This is a genomic window from Marinobacter sp. LQ44, assembly GCF_001447155.2.
Lineage (GTDB): Bacteria > Pseudomonadota > Gammaproteobacteria > Pseudomonadales > Oleiphilaceae > Marinobacter.
The window spans coordinates 2041356-2059392 of sequence record NZ_CP014754.1; the positions used below are offsets into that span (position 1 = coordinate 2041356).

The following is an 18037-nucleotide window of genomic DNA, read 5'->3' on the forward strand; positions in this document are numbered from 1 at the left end:
CCAGGTGCAGGCGACGGCCAAAAACGCCATACTCGGCAACACATTGGCGAAAAATCAAGCGAAGACAAAAGTACCAATGAGATCCGGGATACCAACCATCAACCTACCCGCCCAGCCGGAAAAACCGGTTCCGGACACCAGTACCTCCGCCGAGGGCCTGCAGGCCGTGCTCGACAATCTCGATGCCCTGGTTTATGTGTCTGACTTCGAGACCCACGAATTACTTTACATGAACGCCTACGGCCGCCGCATCTGGGGCAGCATAGACGGCCGCAAATGCTGGCAGGCGCTGCAAGACAGCGACGGCCCTTGCTCTTTCTGCACGAATGACCTACTTGTCGCCGATGACGGCACCGCCAACGCACCTCATGTCTGGGAGTTCCAGAATCAGCTCGACCAACGCTGGTACCAATGCCGGGACCAGGCTATTCAGTGGACAGATGGTCGGCTGGCGAGGCTGGAGATTGCAACTGACATAACTGAACGAAAGAACATGGAGCTGGCGTTACACGAAGCCCACGAGCGGGCTCGGGCCGCCGCGTTCGAGGATGAACTGACCAGGCTCAGGAATCGCCGGGCGTTCTTTGAGTTTGGCAATCAACTACTCAGCCGCGCCCTGCGACAACAGTCCCCGATGGCACTGATCATGATGGACCTCGACCATTTCAAGCAAGTCAACGACACCCACGGTCACGAGGCGGGCGATGAGGTGCTTCGCAAGGTATCTTCAACGCTTGGTGAGAACATCCGCGACTATGACATCCTTGCCAGGATGGGCGGCGAAGAATTCGCACTCCTGCTCCCGGAAACCACGGAGCAGGAAGCTCTGGATACCGCTCACCGACTTCTGAGTGCGCTGACCAGCCTCACAGTGGATTATCGGAACCATGCAATCCAGATCAGCGCGAGTTTTGGGATTACCCGTCTGGGGCGGCAAGACCAGCGCCTGGAAGACCTGCTACACAGAGCAGACCGGGCACTCTATCGCTCGAAAGAGCTTGGACGTTGTCAGGTCAACCTCGATGCACCGTTATAAATCCTGATTGCCAACGTACCGGGCCGTATATTCCTCGATAAGCGCGGGCAATCTTCTGTTCACCGTCAGGTGCGAAAGCCGTTCCATAAAGGCTTCCCTGAAGGATTCTGAATTGCACGGTGAGCCTTTCGGAAACGCAAAGAACAGCCCCTCCCTCGAAATCGGTGGGTCCAGTGCAATAAAATCGCCGGCAAGCCCGAGCCTCTGGAGTTTCACCTGCCCCTGAAGTTGTTCGTACAACACATAGTCAACTCGGCCCGCCCTGGCCATCAGGAATGACTGTTCAATCGTGCGCACCCCTTCGATCATCAGGTTTGCTTTTGCGTACTGATCGAAACGCTGACCAAAACTGTTGTTGATCAGGGTGCTGCCCCGCTTCATCAGCAAGTCCGGCCAATGGCGATACTCAAAAGGCCGGTCCTTTGGCACCCAGACGTTGGTGGGCAAGTGAGTCATCGGCGGCAACACATAATCCATATAACCAATGCGCTCCGATGTCATGAAAGCGCCGGCCACGAGATCAAGATCACCCAGCTTTGCAAGATGCTGCACCCTGGCCCAGGAACCCTTGTCCCGAACCTCAACTTTAACTCCGAGCGGCTCTGTCAGCTCCCGCAAAAATGCTGGTATAGCGCCAACCAGCTCCCCGGGCGACCGGTCTGAACGCCAAAGCAGAGGTGGGTACTGAGGGTTACCACTGGCCAAGAGTGTGGTGCATACGAACCTTTCAGACTCTCCGGCCGCGACCCCGTGATGGCTTACCAACACCATCATCAAGCAGGCAAGCACGAGCCTTGTCATGGCCCCACCAATCGTCACTTTGATTGACACACAGTCTCCTGATGCGAGAAAGCAGCCGCTGCAAACTGGTTGATAAAATGAACTAAATTGAGTGTATCACCGATCCTGCCGACCGGCAGGCTGAAAACTTGATATCTCTCAAACCCCGGTCAACTTCCTCAAACCCGTTTCGCCAATTCATGTCAGCCCTTCACAATTCATATGTTATAACATAACATTGTCAGCCCGGATTCGGCTTCTCTCGCCAGACCAAGAGGTTCCAGCGATGACACAACACCCTCATAACCTCGAACACTCCTTAAGTGTCCACGGGAAAAATGTACAGTGCCTTGCGGAAATACTCCGTGACAACGTTAACCTGGCCGTCTGGCAGAGACCCCGGAACAACCACTGGGCCGCATTCGTAAATGAATTCTGTAGCCGCGCGGGGAACCTTGAACGTTTCGTCAGCCTCGAACGTGGGCAAAGTGCGGCCACTGCATTGCCCGGGTGGGCTCTTGATATCGAAGGTTCCAACCACTGGATTGCCGATGTCGACGAGCTGGCAGAGATGTATCAGTGCCTGTTTGAGCCTGAAGCGATAGGTCTTCGCATACATGTTCTGGCTGACACTATGTGCCCCAGATTTCATGTGGATCGGGTACCGGTGCGGCTGCTTTGCACTTACCGCGGGCCAGGAACCGAGTGGCTACCCGAACCCCTTGTTACCCGTCCTGCTGGTGAAGGCCCTCTGCCAGAGCAAACTGTTCCTTCTGATCAGATTCAAACGATACCCACAGCCGCCGTCGCCCTTCTGAAGGGCGAGGCGTGGGAAGGCAATGAGGGCCGGGGATTGGTGCATCGTTCACCGCAGCCGGATGGAAGCCCAAGACTGATTGTTGGCCTCGATTGGCTTTCATCGTGAACCAAAAATGAAACGTTATAACATGAACAAAGGAGTGAGAATCCCATGAAACTAGCACCCCCCACGCAAAAGCCGGTCTCAGCAAGGCTGATCATCCCATCCTTTGTGGCAGCCACAGCACTCATGCTTTCTGGATGCGGTGGCAGCAGCTCCGGTGACAGTCACGACCACACAGAGATCGATACCGCCGGGCGCCTGGCCATATATGACAGCACCGGCTCGCAGATCAAGGTGATGAACCTGGATGACGGAAGCGTACTTGAGCAATTTCCCCTGGACGGCGAAGCACCCCGCCTGTATCGATCACCCAACGCACGGTATGGGGTAGTCTTGCAGCGCGGAAATGACCTGGTGTCCTTTATTGACAGCGGACTCTATACCGAAGACCACGGCGACCACATGCACGATTACGCGGAAACGCCATCCATGCTGAGCCTAACGCTGAACGATCACCGGCCCACCCACTATTCCCTCGGCGAGGAGTATGGCGTGGTGTTCTACGACGGTTCAGCCAGCGCGGCCAACGCCAAGGTGACAGTCTTCTCCGACCACTCCCTGGAAAGTAACCGTGAGGTCGCATCTCTCGGCCGCGACAACAACATGCATGGCGTTGCCAAGATGGTAGGGGATCGCCTGTTCGTCACCCGTCGTGATTCATCGATTACCGATACGACCCTGCCGGCGGACGTTGAGCGGTACCAGCTGGACGGTGGCAGTTTCACCCACGAACACCTCTACGCTGAACAATGCCCACGCCTGCATGGCGCGGCAGCCAATCACCACGCCCTGGCCTTCGGCTGCTCCGATGGTGTGCTGGTGATCGATCTGGAAGACGATACCTTCCCCGCGGAAAAACTGGATAACCCACCAACCCTGATCGACGGCAGTCGCATTGGCACCCTGGTTGCTCATCATGACGTCGACGCCCTGGTCGGTGTTGCCGGAAACCAGCTTTTCGTCATCAACCCGGAAGATGCCGAGCCCTATCTGGAGCTGACTCTGGGCGAAGGCGTCACTCGCGTTGCCCAGGGCTTTGATGGTCACGGCGAAACCTTCTACGTGTTCGGTAATGACGGCAAGCTTCGGTTGTTCGACCCGGCCGACGGCTGGCTGCTGGCTGCCACCCTGGACGTTATGGAACCCCTGGCAGAGGGCGACCAAGTTGCGTTCACCGAGTCGGCCAGCGAAGACCGTCTGTTTGCACTGACACCGGACGGTCAGTCCATCATCGAAATCGACACCCATGAGCGGGAGGTTCTAAGGACCATCGCCCTGGACTTCCAGGCCGCCAGCATGGTCTGGCTTGGCCTGATGGATGATCACGACCACGATCACGCTCACTAACCAACACCGATGACACAGCGCCGGCTGCTTAACGCATCGCCGGCGCCGACTCCATTTCCTATGCAAGCAGTACGAGGATTCAACATGCGTTTTACCCGCCTTCAAGCCGGCCTGTTCTCCACCATGCTGATGCCATTTGCGTCGGCCCATGCTAATGAAATGAACCCAGACATCAGCGTGGTTCTGGATGGTTATTACAAACAGAACGCCACCGCGCTGTCCCACCGGGACGAGGGTTTTGGCCTTGGACACACCGAGCTGTCATTGTCTGCCCCAATCGATGACCTGTTCGCAGGCCGCCTGACCGCAGTCCTGGAGGAGCATCATGGCGAGACCGAAGTGGCACTGGAAGAAGCCTACCTGCAGACCACCGGCATGCCCTGGAACCTGAGTGTTCGGGGCGGCCGATTCCTGTCCCAGGTCGGCTATCTGAACAGTCGTCATATGCATGAAGACAACTTTGTCGAACGCCCCGCCGCCTACCGGGCTCTTCTGGGCAGCCACTACTTCGACGACGGCCTGCGGGTCAACCTGTTGATGCCGACACCGTTTTTCTGGCAGATCGGGGCGGAAGCTTTCAACGGTAATCGCCTGACGGAAGGTGACGAAGACATTGGTGTGTACACCGTCAACACCCGTTTCGGTGGCGACATCGGCGTATCACAAAGCTGGCAGGCCGGGCTGTCCTATCTGAACAACCGCCAGGTTCATGGTGACCATGACGGCGATCACGATCATGACCATGACCACGGTGATCACGACCACAGCCATGCCGCCGCCTACACCGGCGAGAACCTCTACATCGCCGACCTGGTCTGGAAATGGTCGCCTGATGGCAACACCCGCCAGCAACAGCTGACGCTCAGCGGCGAATACCTGTACGCGGACGAACTGAACGAACATGCCCGCTCCTCAGATTACCACCAGGGCTGGTATACCTCCGCTGTCTACCGCTTTACCCCACAGTGGTCTGTCGGAGCCCGCTATGGCCGGGTGGATCTCAAGGAAGCCCATGGTGACCACTTCCACGATCAGCAACTGAAAGAAACCGATGTGATGCTGGCCTGGTCCCGATCCCACTTCTCGACTCTGCGTCTGCAATACACGCACCAGAGTGCTCACGGTTTCGATGACGCCGACAACACCGTCACCCTGCAGTACGTGATGACCTTCGGAGCTCATGGTGCCCATGATTTCTAAGCCCAACCGCCTGGCATGGGTGTTTGGCTGGCTGCTGGCGTTTGCCAGCGTGCCGGCCAGCGCCAGTCTGAATGTGTTCGCCTGCGAACCAGAGTGGGCCAGCCTGGTCTCGGCGTTGCTGCCGGATGCAACCATCACCACCGCGACCACCGCCTGGCAAGACCCGCACTACATTGAGGCCAGACCCAGCCTGATTGCCGCCATGCGTAAAGCCGACCTGGCCGTGTGCACGGGTGCGTCGCTGGAAGCCGGCTGGCTGCCTTCGCTGATCTCAAGGGCGGCCAATCGCAAGATCCAGCCCGGTAGCGATGGGCTGTTCTTTGCCGCCGACCATGCGCCGCTGCATCAGAGTCATGAGCACGTTGACCGCAGCATGGGGGATGTCCACCCAGAGGGCGACCCGCATCTGCATCTGTCTCCGGACGCCATTCCCCTGGTTGCCAGTGCCCTCGCCGAACGACTGACTGCCCTGGCCCCCGATCAGCAAGCACAGATTCAAGTGAGGTACATTCGGTGGCGGGGAGAGTGGAACCAGCACCGCCAGTCCTGGCGCCATGCCGCCCGGCAACTGGCCGGGACCGGTGTGGTTACCCAGCACTCCACCTTCGATTACCTGCTGCGTTGGCTGGGCATCGAGGTCATTGCCGACCTGGAGCCGAAACCCGGGTTACCACCCGGCAGCGCGCACCTGCGGAACGTGCTGGCTACCCCGGACCTGGCTCGCGCCAGCGTGATTATGGTGGCCTCCTATCAGGATGATCGTCCGGCCCGGTGGTTATCGTCACAATCCGGCGTACCGGCGATAGTGCTGCCTGGCACCGTCACCGGCCAACCGGGTGAAGAGACTCTGGAGCAGGTTATCAACCTGATCGTCGACACACTGTTGAATCATCAAGAGCCAACGAATGTGGAATGAGTGGGGCTGGATGTGGCCGGCATTCACTGCCAGCACGCTGACTGCAATCGCCCTGGTGCCTCTGGGCAACCGGGTACTTGAGCGGGGTATGGTATTTGCGGATCTGGCGATCGCCCAGTGGGCGGCTCTGGGCATTTTACTGGTCGGTACCGTGTTACCCGCCGGTGGCGCTGCCCTGAGCCTCTCCGGGAGCCTGGCCCTTGCCCTGCTGGCCGTTGCCTTGGTCAGCCTGGTTTTACGGTATCTGACCCGTCACCGTGAAGCCATGATTGGCCTGCTCTACGCACTGGGCGCCTGCCTGGCCACCTTGCTGGTAAGCCAGGACCCCCACGGCGCACAGCGGCTTGCCCATACCCTTAACGGCGATCTGCTCTGGACCACACCCACGGTGCTGGGCCCGATGGTTCTGCTGGCACTGGCCGTGCTTGCCTGGCAGTGCGTCCTGCCACAGAGTTACAGGGGCTGGCTGTTCCTGCCAATGTTCGCTATCGCCATCACCCTGACGGTCGACCTGGCCGGCATCTACGTGGTGTTCACCTCATTGATTGCCGCCCCACTGCTACTGATACACCTGCGTGGCACCAGCATTGTCTTCGCCATACTGACGTGCCTGGCGGGCCACAGTCTGGGGCTTCTGATCTCGGCCTGGCAGGATCTGCCAACCGGGCCAACCTTGGTTATCGCTGCCATGGCCACCTGTGCCAGTGTGGCGGTGCTGGCGCGCCCGCCCACTGCGCGGCATTCGTTATGATGGTCAGCGGGTGGTAAATAGCGCACATCAACGCCTTGCTCCAATCCCGAAAGTGCCGGGAAAAGGCAAGAACTCGTCAGCGCTCTGATCGTAGGGCGGAGCTTGCAAAATCTCTTGAAAGCGCCCAGCAGAAACCATGGCTGCCAGTCGCTTCGACACTGCAACTCGAAGATAGCTTGTGTTGCATGGTGACTTTTTGGAAAACGCAAGAAACAGCCCTTGTCTTGTCAGAGGCCTGTCCAGCATAGAGAAGAGACCGAGCATGCCAAATTTTCGAAGCTTTTCCTTTCCACGCAACTCCTCGTAAAGCACATAATCAACGCGTTCCGCCCGCATCATCATGAAGGCTTGTTCAATCGAACGCACCCGTTCCAGTTTCAGATATTGCCTTGCGTAAAGGTCGAAATCAGGACCAAAGCTTTTGCCGATCGTGGTGGAGCCGCGCAGGCCCCTCAGATCACTCCAGTCGCGGTAATCGAAATTGCGCCCCCGACCAATCCAGATGCCTGTTGTCAGATAGGTCATAGGCGGTTCAAGGTAGTCAAAATGAAGGAGGCGTTCGGGCGTTTTATAGATACCGGCGATCAAATCGATATCGCCGTCTATCCCGAACTTCTGCACCCGAGCCCAACTACCCATCTCACGGATATCAAGCGTGATTCCCAAGGGCTCAAAGGTTTCACGCAGAAAGGGGACTGCGGCACCAATCAACTTACCGGGACGCTCCTGTGAGCGGCTAAGAAGTGGGGCCGATTCGGGGTTGCCACTGACAATTAACAGGTCGCACTGGTGCCGCCCCCTGGCTTTCACGGTTGCGGATGTCATGCCCAAAGATGCAAGCATCAGCAAAAGCATCAACCACAGCACCGGGTTGCTTAAATGATCCTTGCCCACGGTAGCCATCGCATGCCCTGCCCCACGGCTTTGTACCTTTTAAATCTAGCACAGTTTCTACTGGGGGACCCAACATGGGCTCATTGACCAGTGCGACGGGTAACCGCCATGGTTAGCCTGGAAATACAAGTCAGCTTGCCTTGCTCGTTCTCCAGGCGGATTTCCCAAACCTGGGTAGTGCTGCCGATGTGCTGGGCGCGGGCCGTTCCGTATACCCAGCCGCCGGTCACCGGGCGAATGTGGTTGGCGTTGATATCGAGCCCCACCGCCACGGTGTTCTTGTCTTTCAGGCAGCAATTGGCCGCCATGCTGCCCAAGGTTTCCGCCAGCAACACCGAAGAGCCGCCGTGCAAAATGCCAAACGGCTGCACCGTGCGCTGGTCCACCGGCATGCGGCCTTTCACGTAATCGTCACCAATTTCGAGGTATTCAATACCCATGTGGCTGACGGCGGTATTTTTACTTGCCTCCGCCATGTGTTCCAGGTTCGGAGTAACGGTCCAGATCACCATATTTGGAAAATCTCCAGATTGAACTTTGGTCTGTTATAACTGTCAGCAATGAGTCTATACAGGTAGCATGCTCATAACCAAGCCTTTATAGAGCATTTTGGTAGCTTGGCCAATCAGACCAAAAGAGAACGACTTGAGATGAGAAAAGGTGTGATGACCGCCGCCAACACCAACAGCCAGTGGAACAACTCGACGGGCAGATCCCATAATCGAATAGGGATCATATTCATTCTTTGGCGTCACTCACCGATTGACGACATGGACCATCGTAAGCTTGCTAAGCTCCTTGTGGCCCTCAGTAGACCCTGACCAGTTCCTGCTTCTGCCACCCCAACCGTCCGGTTTCGACAACCTGACGCCGAATGCCCGGTACTGGCCGCACCATGAACAGGTCGCCATTACGGCCAACCATGGCCCTGGGCACACCTGCACCTTTCGCAAGATCGGCATGCACGTCCATGTGTTCAGCCTCACCGTGAACTGGAATGGCAATGCGGGGCTGAACCCAGCGATACATCGCCTTGAGTTCATCCTGCGCCGGATGGCCTGAGGCATGAATGGGCACGCCCGCGTCTTCGGCGGTAATCACAATCACCCCCAGCTTGCGCAGCTGGCTGATCAGCGCCTCGATGGCCTCTTCATTACCCGGTATGGCTCGGGCACTGAAAATCACCGTATCACCGGCTTCCAGCTCGAAATCCGGATGGCTGCCCTGGGCCAGGCGCCGCAACGCAGTTCTGGGTTCACCCTGGCTGCCGGTGGCCACACCCAGCACCTCGTGGCGCGGCAGGTAACCGAGGTGTGAGGGGCTGATCAGTTTGTCTGTGCCCGGCCAAAGCCCCGTAGCCTTGGCCGCACCACTCATGTTTACCAACGAACGGCCCAACAATCCCATATAGCGGCCTGTTTCCCGGGCAATGCTGGCCAGCGTATGCAGGCGGGCTATGTTGCTGCCAAAGCAGGTGACAATCACCCGCCCCTCGGCCACCGCAATCAGGTCCCGCAGGCCTTCGTGCAGCGCCGCCTCGGACACCGAGTGGCCCGGCACCGTAGCGTTGGTGGAGTCACAGACCATGGCAGCCACGCCTTCATCAGCCAGATCGGTAAACGTGGAGGTGGTGTAACCGTGGCCAACCAGCGGATTATCATCCAGTTTCCAGTCACCGCTGTGGAAAATGTTGCCGATCTGGGTGCGGATCATCAGCGCATTGGGGTCGGGAATCGAGTGAGTCAGCGCCAGCCACTCCACGTTGAACGGGCCAATCTGCCGGCGCTCCCCGGTGCCCACTTCGATGATTGGCACTCGATGCAACAGATCAAACTCAGCCAGCTTTCGGCGCAGGATCTCAGCGGTAAACCGGCTGGTGTAGACAGGGCACTGCAGCAGTGGCCAGAGGTAGGGCACGGCACCAATGTGATCCTCGTGAGCATGGGTTATGATCAGCCCCGGCAGCTTATCCCGCCGGTCGGCGATAAACGCCGGGTCTGCCATCTGTACCGGTGGTTCTCCCCGGTGATGCACCGTGCCATCGGCCGCGATACGGCCCGGCTTGGGGAAGGTCACCCCGCAGTCCACCATCAACCACTGGCCATCGTGGCCGTAGAGGTTGAGATTCATGCCGATTTCACCCGTACCGCCAAGGGGTAAAAACCATAGATCGTTGTGGTCAGGGGTCATTGAGCGGGCTGTTCCAGGTACTTCAACACAAGATTTTCCTTGATACCTTCACGTTCGATCAGCTTCAGGGCTGCGCGAATGTCGTCGACGTATTTGAGGGCCGGCGATTTATCCGACACCGCTATCCAGGAACGCTCGCCCGGCACAAAAAACGGGGACACCTGCGCCGGGATTTGCATTTGACTGACGGTGTAAAGGCCCACAAGTTCCGGGGCGATCACCACATCCACACGGCCTTTTTCCATCATCCGCATCAGGTTCTCATAATGCGGTGCAGATTCTTTAATCAGATCCCCGTCGCGATCAAACCGGCTGAAGTACGTGGCGCCGTCCAGGACTCCAACTGTTCTTCCATAAAGATCGCTATAGCGGGTGATCCGGTGTTCGTCATCCAGATAGAAGAAAAGACGGCGTTCCGGTGGGAAAGCGGGGGCAACGAAGGTCATGTAGTCCTCGCGGCCATCGGTTCTCAGCGGCCCCAGCATCACATCCACTTCCCCTTTTTGCAGCATCAGTAAAACACGCCGGAACGGCGCTTCCCGGTACCGCACCTGCCAACCAAGCCGATCGGCAATTTCCTCGAAAATTTCCAGATAGAGGCCACTTTTGTGGCTGGCATCCAGTATTCGGTAGGGCGGAGAGTGGTTAACTCCGACGGTAACCGTCAACGGCTCAACGGTTTCCGTGCCCTGCTGCGCAAGTACTGGCATGGCGAAGAGCAGCAGCAAGGATACCAGCCGGAGCCTTAGGTTTCTCACGTCCATTTCGGCCTCAATCCATGGTCAAATGAGTGTAGAACGATGACAGTATAGTAGGCCGCAGCATCCATAACCTACCTGTAACCGTAATCCCTGTTGAAAACTCGCCATCCCGTCACAAGGTCTCGGGGTAGGGCACATGAAACTCGTTTCTGAACTCCGACACAAGGATCGACCACTATGAAGATACTGATGGTACTGACTTCCCATGACCAAATGGGCGACACCGGACACAAGACCGGCTTCTGGCTTGAAGAGTTCACGTCACCGTTCTACGTCTTCAAGGACGCCGGTGCCGACATTACCCTGGCGTCCCCGAAAGGCGGTCAGCCACCGGTAGACCCCAACAGTGAAGCCGAAGACGCCCTCACCGACTCCACCCGCCGTTTCATGGACGATACCCACGCCCGTGAGATGCTCGCCAGCACGAAAAAGCTGGCCGATGTCGACATGAATCAGTTCGATGCTATTTTCTATCCGGGCGGCCACGGCCCGCTGTGGGATCTAGCGGAGGATGAAAAGTCCATCGCCCTGATCAAGACGGCCTACGAGCAGGACAAGGTGATCGGCGCGGTCTGCCACGCTCCGGCGGTGTTCAAGAATGTGTTCGTAAAACCGGACCAGAACATCGTTGGCGGCCGGGAAGTTACCGGTTTCAGTAACACCGAAGAAGACGCCGTTCAGCTCACCAACATCGTGCCTTTTCTGCTGGAAGACATGCTCAAGCAGAACAACGCCCGCTACACCCGCGGCAATGACTGGGCGCCGCACATTGTGGTGGACGGCAAGCTGATCACCGGGCAGAACCCGGCGTCCTCGGAAGGTGCGGCCAAAGCCGTTGTGCAGGCTTTGCAGGATAACTGATCCATACGAGCCATGATCCGAAAAAGCAAAGGGGAGGCCGCGGCCTCCCCTTTGTCGTTCTGGCGGTTGTACTCACCGGGTTAGAAGTGGATCACCGTGCGAATGCTCTTGCCCTCGTGCATCAGGTCAAACGCCTTGTTGATGTCTTCCAGCGGCATTTCATGGGTGATAAACACATCCAGCGGAATCTCACCCTTCTCGGCTTTCTCCACATAGGAGGGCAACTCGGTACGGCCCTTCACGCCACCAAACGCGGAGCCACGCCACACCCGGCCGGTCACCAGCTGGAACGGGCGGGTGCTGATTTCTTCACCGGCACCGGCCACGCCGATAATCACCGACTCACCCCAGCCCTTGTGGCAGCATTCCAGGGCTGCCCGCATCACCTTGACGTTGCCGATGCATTCGAAGGAATAATCCACACCGCCGTCGGTCATCTCGACAATGACTTCCTGGATCGGCTTGTCGTGGTCGTTGGGGTTAACCACATCGGTGGCGCCCAGCTGTTTGGCAATATCGAACTTGCCGGGATTGATGTCGATGGCGATGATCCGGCTGGCCTTGGCCATGGTCGCGCCGATGATCGCCGCCAGGCCAATACCGCCCAGGCCGAAGATGGCCACAGTGGCACCCTCTTCCACTTTGGCGGTGTTCATCACCGCACCGATACCGGTGGTGACACCACAACCCAGCAGGCACACCTTTTCGAGCGGTGCTTCTTTCGGAATCTTGGCCAGGGAAATCTCCGGCAGCACGGTGTATTCGGAGAAAGTAGAGCAGCCCATGTAGTGGTAAAGAGGCTGGCCGTTGTACGAGAAACGGGAAGTGCCATCCGGCATCACGCCTTTGCCCTGGGTTGCGCGCACGGCGCCGCACAGGTTGGTCTTGCCGGAGGTACAGAACTTACACTCGCCACATTCAGCGGTGTACAGGGGGATAACATGGTCACCCACTTTCAGGTCTTTGACGCCCGGGCCAACCGCCTCCACAATGCCACCGCCCTCGTGGCCGAGGATGGTCGGAAACAGGCCCTCGGGATCGGCGCCGGACAGGGTATAGGCATCGGTATGGCACACGCCGGTGGCCACGATCTTCACCAGTACCTCGCCTTCTTTCGGCGGCGCCACATCCACTTCCACAATTTCCAGTGGCTTGTTAGCCTCAAACGCTACAGCCGCGCGGGATTTAATCACTTTCAATCTCCTGGTATCCGGTTGAGTCTGATTGCCTGCGAGCATTAATCCTGGACTTTAGCACGTCAGTGCAGTGCAAGCCCGGGCCTTTGCCAATCCTCCGGGCTAATACTGACGTATGAACAGGGGAATCTCCTGAGGGTGTAATACTTTGAAAACGCTTTACTGGTTTACCCGCGACCTGCGGATGCACGACAACGCAGCGCTGCTGGCAGCGGCCCGCTCTGACATCTTGCTGTGCGTGTACGTGGTGGATCCCCGCTGGTTTGCCAACGGGCCATTCCAGTGCCGGGCGATGGGTGAGCATCGATGGCGCTTTCTGTGGCAAAGCCTGACCGACCTGGAGCGCAGCCTGCGGGCCCTGGGGCAGCGGCTGCACATTGCCTTCGGAGAACCGGAGCAGGCACTCCCTGGGCTGGTTCACCAGCATTCCGTTGATCGCGTTATTCGCTCACGCCAGCCCGGCACCATCGAAGCGCAACAGTGGCAGACGCTTCGGCAGAAGCTGCCAAACACCCTGTTTCAGGAGTTCGAAACCCTGAGCCTGTATACAGAAGGCTCGCTGCCTATGCCTGTCAGCGAGTTGCCCGGAACCTTTTCCCAGTTCCGCAAGCGGATCGAGAAGCAGGGCGACCGGGGCCCCGATCTTCTGCGTATTCGCACGCTGACCGCCCTGCCACCGCCACCCGGGTTCCCGGAAGATAACCGGGGTGAATGCCCGCCCATCCCGGAGCCCTCTTCGGCGCTGGCGTTTACGGGCGGAGAGACTGCCGGGCTCGCGCGCCTGCAGGAATACTGTTTTGGCAACCACGGCATTGCCACCTACAAGGAAACCCGCAACGCCCTGGATGACTGGGACTCGTCCTCCAAGTTGTCCCTCTGGCTGGCCAATGGCAGCCTGTCGGCGCGGGAGGTGGCTGCCACCATCGAAGACTATGAGCGCCAGCACACCCGCAACGATTCCACCTACTGGCTCTGGTTCGAGCTGCTCTGGCGCGAATACTTCTACTGGTACGCGCTCAAACACGGCAGCCACCTGTTCCGCCGGGACGGTGTGCAACGCAAGCATCGACAGGTGACCTTCTATGGCCATCGTTTTAAGGCCTGGTGTGAAGGAAACACCCAGTATCCCATCGTCAACGCCGCCATGAACCAACTGCGCGAAACCGGCTACATGAGCAACCGGGCAAGGCAATTGGTCGCCAGTTGCTTCGTGCACGAACTGGAACTGGACTGGCGCTACGGCGCAGCCTGGTTCGAGCAGCAGTTGGTGGACTACGATGTCGCCAGCAACTACGGCAACTGGCAGTACCTGGCCGGCGTGGGCGCAGACCCGCGAGGCTTGCGGCAATTCAATCTGGACAAGCAGGCGCAACAGTACGATCCTGATGGGGCCTTCGTTGAACGATGGCAGGGCAGGTCTTCACAACCGGTGGGCCTGCATACCGTGGACGCAGCAGACTGGCCCATTTTATGAGTGCTCCGTTGGATAACCCGGCCAAGGTACTGGCACGCATCATCGATACCAGCCAACCGTCAACGCTTCTGTGTTGCGGAGAAACCGCCAACGCTGTCGCGGCTGTCTGGCAAAAGCAGGCTGACTGTCAGTTACTAACTCTCGACACCTCAGACCCAAACGCCCACCTGCCACCGGCCCAGACACCGGATCTGGCCCTGATCACCGACACCCTTGAGTACCTTCCCTACGAAGAAGGCGCCCTGTTACTGGGCCAGCTGAGGAACTACGGCGCCCACCAGATTGCCGTCGTCATGCCCCAGTCCTCCGATTGGGGCTTTACCGATTTCATCGCTTTGGGTTTCCAGCGCCACGCAGAACTGGAAACCGAGAACGGCGCACTCACGCTTTACACCTACAACCTGGATACTTACAACCATAAACGGGCCTGGAACAATCCCGATAACTGGGCCAATCCGCACATGTGGGGAAAATCGTGGTGGTAAAGCAAACAACCTCAAGAGCACTGACACCCAGCACCATCCGTATCGGCACCCGCTATCGGGCCAGCCGTCTGAAAGGCCCTTATGACGCCGTGGTGATCGGTTCCGGCATTGGCGGCCTGACCACCGCTGCCTGCCTGTCCAAGGCCGGTTACAAGGTACTGGTCCTGGAACAGCATTACACCGCAGGCGGCTACACCCACAGCTATGCCCGCAATGGCTATGAATGGGATGTAGGTGTGCACTACATCGGTGATATGGGCGTGCGCCATACCCTCGGCCGTCGGCTGTTCGATTACATCACCGACGGCAAGCTCGAATGGGCGCCCATGGACGAGAATTACGACCGGTTCTTCCTGGGGGACAAGGTCGTCAATCTCAGGGCTGGCAAGGAAGGTTTGCGGCATTCCCTGTTGGCCTCGTTCCCGAATGAAGGTGACGCCATCGGCCGCTATCTGGCCCTGCTTGGGAAAGTCGCCGACGGCATGCAGTGGTACACCCTGTCCAAACTGTCTCCGGCCCTGGCCGGCCCGCTGGTTTCCCGGGGCCTGAAAACGCTACTCCCGGACTGTTTTAACAAGACGACCTACGAGGTGCTAAGCGACCTGACCGACAACCAGGAACTGATTGGCGCCATCACCGGCCAGTGGGGCGATTGCGGCGTAACCCCCAAGCACTCCAGTTTCATGGTGCACGCGTTGATTGCCAAGCATTACCTGTATGGCGGTTTCTACCCGGTGGGCGGCGCCTCGGAAATTGCCAAAACCATTATCCCGGTGATTCAGGCCGGCGGTGGCGATGTCCTCACCTACGCCGATGTGAAGGAAATCCTTGTCGAGAAGGGCAAGGCCGTTGGCGTGCGTATGGCCGACGGCCATGACATCCGCGCCCCGCTGGTGATCAGCAATGCGGGAGCGATCAATACCTTCGAACGACTGCTGCCCGAGTCCGTCGCTGACAGCATTGGCTATCCCGGCAACCGGGAACACATCAAGCCCTCTATGCCGCATATTGGACTGTACATAGGCCTTAAAGGCACGCCCGAACAACTCGGCCTGCCCCGAACCAACTTCTGGATTTACCCGAGCGCAGACCACGATGGCAACGTGGAGCAGTTCCTGAAAGACCCCCAGAGCGCGCCTTTCCCGGTGGTCTATATCTCGTTCCCGGCCGCCAAAGACCCGGATTACCAGAACCGCTGGCCCGACACCTCCATCATTGAAATTGTTGCCCCCACCACCTGGGAGATGTTCGAGCCCTGGCAGGGCTCCACCTGGGGCAAGCGCGGCGATGACTATGAAGCTCTGAAGACAAAGATCACCGACCAGTTGCTGGACGTAATGTACGACAAATTGCCCCAGCTCCGCGGCAAGGTAGACTACGTGGAAACTTCCACACCGCTCTCTACGGCCTGGTTCTGCCGTTACGAACAAGGTGAACTCTATGGCCTGGACCACACCCCGGAACGCTTCGAGCAACGCTGGCTGAGGCCGAAAACCGACATCCCCGGCCTGTACCTGACCGGACAGGACATCCTGACCTGCGGCGTCGTCGGTGCCATGATTGGCGGGCTGGTAACCACCCTGGCCATACGGGGTCTGAAAGGTGCAGGCCTGGCCAAGCGAATCTTTGTGGGCTGAGGTACTGCGATGAGCTCCACACTGACAGCTGCAGACGTGTCTCGCGTCATTGAAATGGCCTGGGAAGACCGAACGCCCTTTGAGGCCATTGAGGCCTGCTTTGGTCTGTCGGAGAAAGACGTCATCAGGCTAATGCGTCGGGAGTTGAAACCGGGCAGTTTCCGACTGTGGCGCAAGCGTGTCAGCGGGCGCAACACAAAACATGCCCGGTTAAGGCCTGAGGGTGTTTTACGGGCTTATTGCCCGACCCAGTACAAACACAGATGACGGCGCACACGAGTTTCGTTACCGTTACAGGTATTGAAAAACCACCGGACCGAGCTATGGCATTCTTCTCCGAAAAAGCAGCAGCGTCGCAACTGAAACACGAGGCGGACAAGGTCGGCAAGGACGACCTTGAATCGCTGTTAGAGCGACAGAGAGCGATTGAGGAAAAGGTCCGGGCCAGTGGCCGTTTACGCCGGTTCACCACCGACATCCGTTTGATGTTTTCGCTGATACGGGATTACTGGCGGGGCGATTACCGCGCCATTCCCTGGAAGAGCATTGCCGCCGTCGCCGGTGCCCTGCTGTACGTGCTGAACCCCATTGACCTGATTCCCGACATTATCTTTGGCATCGGTTTTCTCGACGACGCCGGCGTGGTGGCTTTGTGCCTGAAACTGGTGGAGTCAGACCTCCACCGCTATGCCGCCTGGAAAGCACAGCAGGAAGACAGCAACGTCACCACAGTGACAATTGATTAAGGAATAATCAGAGGGTATTCTCTCGCCCCTCCTCCTCAACCCTGTGCCGTTAACGGAGTTACCGTGGATTTTGCCACCCTGATCGGCCTGGTCGGCGCTATTATGCTTATCGCATCGGCGGTGATTCTGGGCGTGTCCCCCGAGGTATTTTTAAACCCGGCGTCACTGCTGATTGTGGTGGGCGGCAGCCTGCTGGTGGTGCTCGCCAAATTCAGCTTTTACCAGTTTTTCGATGCCTTCAAGGTGGCCGCCCGGGCGTTCAAGTTCAAGCTGCCGGAAACCCAGGCCAGCATCGACGAGCTGGTTGAAGTCGCTCAGATAGCTCGTAAACAGGGTGTTCTGGGACTGGAGGGCCGGGACGTCAGCTCGCCGTTTCTGGCCCAGGGCATTCAGATGCTGGTGGATGGCCAGGACGCCAGCACCATCAAGCAACTGCTTAACAAAGAACGGTTAATGACCCTGGACCACAATCGTTCCGGGGCCAAGGTGTTCAATGCCCTGGCTGACGTGGCGCCGGCCATGGGTATGATCGGCACCTTGATCGGCCTGGTGCAGATGCTGTCAAACATGGAAGACCCGAAATCCATCGGCCCGGCCATGGCGGTCGCTCTGCTCACCACACTTTACGGCGCCATGATCGCCACCATGATTGCCACGCCTATCGCCGACAAGCTGTCGCTGCGAATGACCGAAGAAGCCCGCATGCAATCTTTGTACATCGATGCTCTGGTGGCCATTCAGGAGGGCACCAATCCCAGAATCATTGAACAAATGCTGTCTTCTTACCTGCCGCCGAAAGAACGCGCAAAGAACGGTGAAGCGGAAACGGCAAGCGACTGAC

The 18037-nt window shown here is 58.2% G+C and carries 19 protein-coding genes; 13 read left to right on the forward strand and 6 right to left on the reverse strand.

What is annotated here, in order from left to right; genetic code table 11:
- The first annotated feature begins 76 nt into the window (after positions 1-76).
- The gene (locus tag ASQ50_RS09530; RefSeq protein WP_058093025.1) at positions 77-1036 is read left to right on the forward strand and encodes a GGDEF domain-containing protein; all 960 of its coding nucleotides are present in this window, start codon (positions 77-79) and stop codon (positions 1034-1036) included.
- Here the strand turns inward: ASQ50_RS09530 and ASQ50_RS09535 are convergent.
- Positions 1031-1867 (reverse strand): substrate-binding periplasmic protein, encoded by an 837-nt coding sequence (locus ASQ50_RS09535; RefSeq protein WP_227513292.1) that lies wholly within the window; start codon positions 1865-1867, stop codon positions 1031-1033. The two genes, ASQ50_RS09530 and ASQ50_RS09535, sit on opposite strands and share 6 nt — an antisense overlap.
- Positions 1868-2102: 235 nt before the next feature.
- Here ASQ50_RS09535 and ASQ50_RS20480 point away from each other — a divergent pair, with 235 nt between their 5' ends.
- From ASQ50_RS20480 to ASQ50_RS09560, 5 genes are all read left to right on the forward strand, one after another.
- Positions 2103-2741, forward strand: coding sequence for a DUF1826 domain-containing protein (locus tag ASQ50_RS20480; protein ID WP_076657198.1), 639 nt, complete (start codon positions 2103-2105; stop codon positions 2739-2741).
- Between the two features lie 45 nt (positions 2742-2786).
- Positions 2787-4085: a hypothetical protein gene (locus tag ASQ50_RS09545; RefSeq protein ID WP_227513293.1), complete on the forward strand. Its 1299-nt coding sequence runs from the start codon at positions 2787-2789 to the stop codon at positions 4083-4085.
- Between the two features lie 84 nt (positions 4086-4169).
- The gene (locus tag ASQ50_RS09550; RefSeq protein ID WP_082888468.1) at positions 4170-5285 is read left to right on the forward strand and encodes a hypothetical protein; all 1116 of its coding nucleotides are present in this window, start codon (positions 4170-4172) and stop codon (positions 5283-5285) included.
- Entirely contained in the window at positions 5275-6201 is a 927-nt protein-coding gene (locus tag ASQ50_RS09555; protein WP_058093053.1) for a metal ABC transporter solute-binding protein, Zn/Mn family, read from the forward strand. Before ASQ50_RS09550 ends, ASQ50_RS09555 begins: the two co-directional genes overlap by 11 nt.
- Positions 6191-6952, forward strand: coding sequence for a hypothetical protein (locus tag ASQ50_RS09560; RefSeq protein WP_058093027.1), 762 nt, complete (start codon positions 6191-6193; stop codon positions 6950-6952). The genes ASQ50_RS09555 and ASQ50_RS09560 overlap by 11 nt, the downstream gene beginning before the upstream one ends.
- A gap of 27 nt (positions 6953-6979) precedes the next feature.
- On the opposite strand, the gene ASQ50_RS09565 is transcribed toward ASQ50_RS09560, so the two are convergent.
- From ASQ50_RS09565 to ASQ50_RS09580, 4 genes are all read right to left on the reverse strand, one after another.
- Complete coding sequence (locus ASQ50_RS09565) at positions 6980-7855, reverse strand: substrate-binding periplasmic protein (RefSeq protein WP_068351459.1); 876 nt, start codon at positions 7853-7855, stop codon at positions 6980-6982.
- A gap of 71 nt (positions 7856-7926) precedes the next feature.
- On the reverse strand, positions 7927-8358 hold the full coding sequence (locus ASQ50_RS09570) for a hotdog fold thioesterase (RefSeq protein WP_058093028.1): 432 nt from the start codon (positions 8356-8358) through the stop codon (positions 7927-7929).
- 295 nt (positions 8359-8653) lie between these two features.
- Positions 8654-10036 (reverse strand): ribonuclease J, encoded by a 1383-nt coding sequence (locus ASQ50_RS09575; RefSeq protein WP_058093029.1) that lies wholly within the window; start codon positions 10034-10036, stop codon positions 8654-8656.
- Positions 10033-10800 carry a substrate-binding periplasmic protein gene (locus tag ASQ50_RS09580; RefSeq protein WP_058093030.1) on the reverse strand — a complete coding sequence of 256 codons (768 nt, stop codon included), beginning with the start codon at positions 10798-10800 and terminating at the stop codon, positions 10033-10035. The genes ASQ50_RS09575 and ASQ50_RS09580 overlap by 4 nt, the downstream gene beginning before the upstream one ends.
- A 174-nt stretch (positions 10801-10974) precedes the next feature.
- On the opposite strand from ASQ50_RS09580, the gene ASQ50_RS09585 reads away from it, so the two are divergent.
- Entirely contained in the window at positions 10975-11658 is a 684-nt protein-coding gene (locus tag ASQ50_RS09585) for a type 1 glutamine amidotransferase domain-containing protein (protein WP_058093031.1), read from the forward strand.
- A gap of 80 nt (positions 11659-11738) precedes the next feature.
- On the opposite strand, the gene ASQ50_RS09590 is transcribed toward ASQ50_RS09585, so the two are convergent.
- Positions 11739-12851: an S-(hydroxymethyl)glutathione dehydrogenase/class III alcohol dehydrogenase gene (locus ASQ50_RS09590; protein WP_058093032.1), complete on the reverse strand. Its 1113-nt coding sequence runs from the start codon at positions 12849-12851 to the stop codon at positions 11739-11741.
- A gap of 151 nt (positions 12852-13002) precedes the next feature.
- Here ASQ50_RS09590 and ASQ50_RS09595 point away from each other — a divergent pair, with 151 nt between their 5' ends.
- The 6 genes from ASQ50_RS09595 to pomA all read left to right on the forward strand — a co-directional run bounded on the left by ASQ50_RS09595 (position 13003) and on the right by pomA (position 18036).
- Positions 13003-14328: a DASH family cryptochrome gene (locus tag ASQ50_RS09595; protein ID WP_058093033.1), complete on the forward strand. Its 1326-nt coding sequence runs from the start codon at positions 13003-13005 to the stop codon at positions 14326-14328.
- On the forward strand, positions 14325-14813 hold the full coding sequence (locus ASQ50_RS09600; protein ID WP_058093034.1) for a DUF6231 family protein: 489 nt from the start codon (positions 14325-14327) through the stop codon (positions 14811-14813). Before ASQ50_RS09595 ends, ASQ50_RS09600 begins: the two co-directional genes overlap by 4 nt.
- On the forward strand, positions 14807-16450 hold the full coding sequence (locus ASQ50_RS09605) for a phytoene desaturase family protein (protein ID WP_227513294.1): 1644 nt from the start codon (positions 14807-14809) through the stop codon (positions 16448-16450). Before ASQ50_RS09600 ends, ASQ50_RS09605 begins: the two co-directional genes overlap by 7 nt.
- A 9-nt stretch (positions 16451-16459) precedes the next feature.
- Positions 16460-16717: a TIGR03643 family protein gene (locus ASQ50_RS20485; RefSeq protein ID WP_076657200.1), complete on the forward strand. Its 258-nt coding sequence runs from the start codon at positions 16460-16462 to the stop codon at positions 16715-16717.
- 56 nt (positions 16718-16773) lie between these two features.
- Complete coding sequence (locus ASQ50_RS09610) at positions 16774-17196, forward strand: YkvA family protein (RefSeq protein WP_058093036.1); 423 nt, start codon at positions 16774-16776, stop codon at positions 17194-17196.
- Positions 17197-17259: 63 nt separating this feature from the next.
- Complete coding sequence (pomA, locus tag ASQ50_RS09615; protein ID WP_058093037.1) at positions 17260-18036, forward strand: flagellar motor protein PomA; 777 nt, start codon at positions 17260-17262, stop codon at positions 18034-18036.
- The last annotated feature ends 1 nt before the right edge of the window (position 18037 follow it).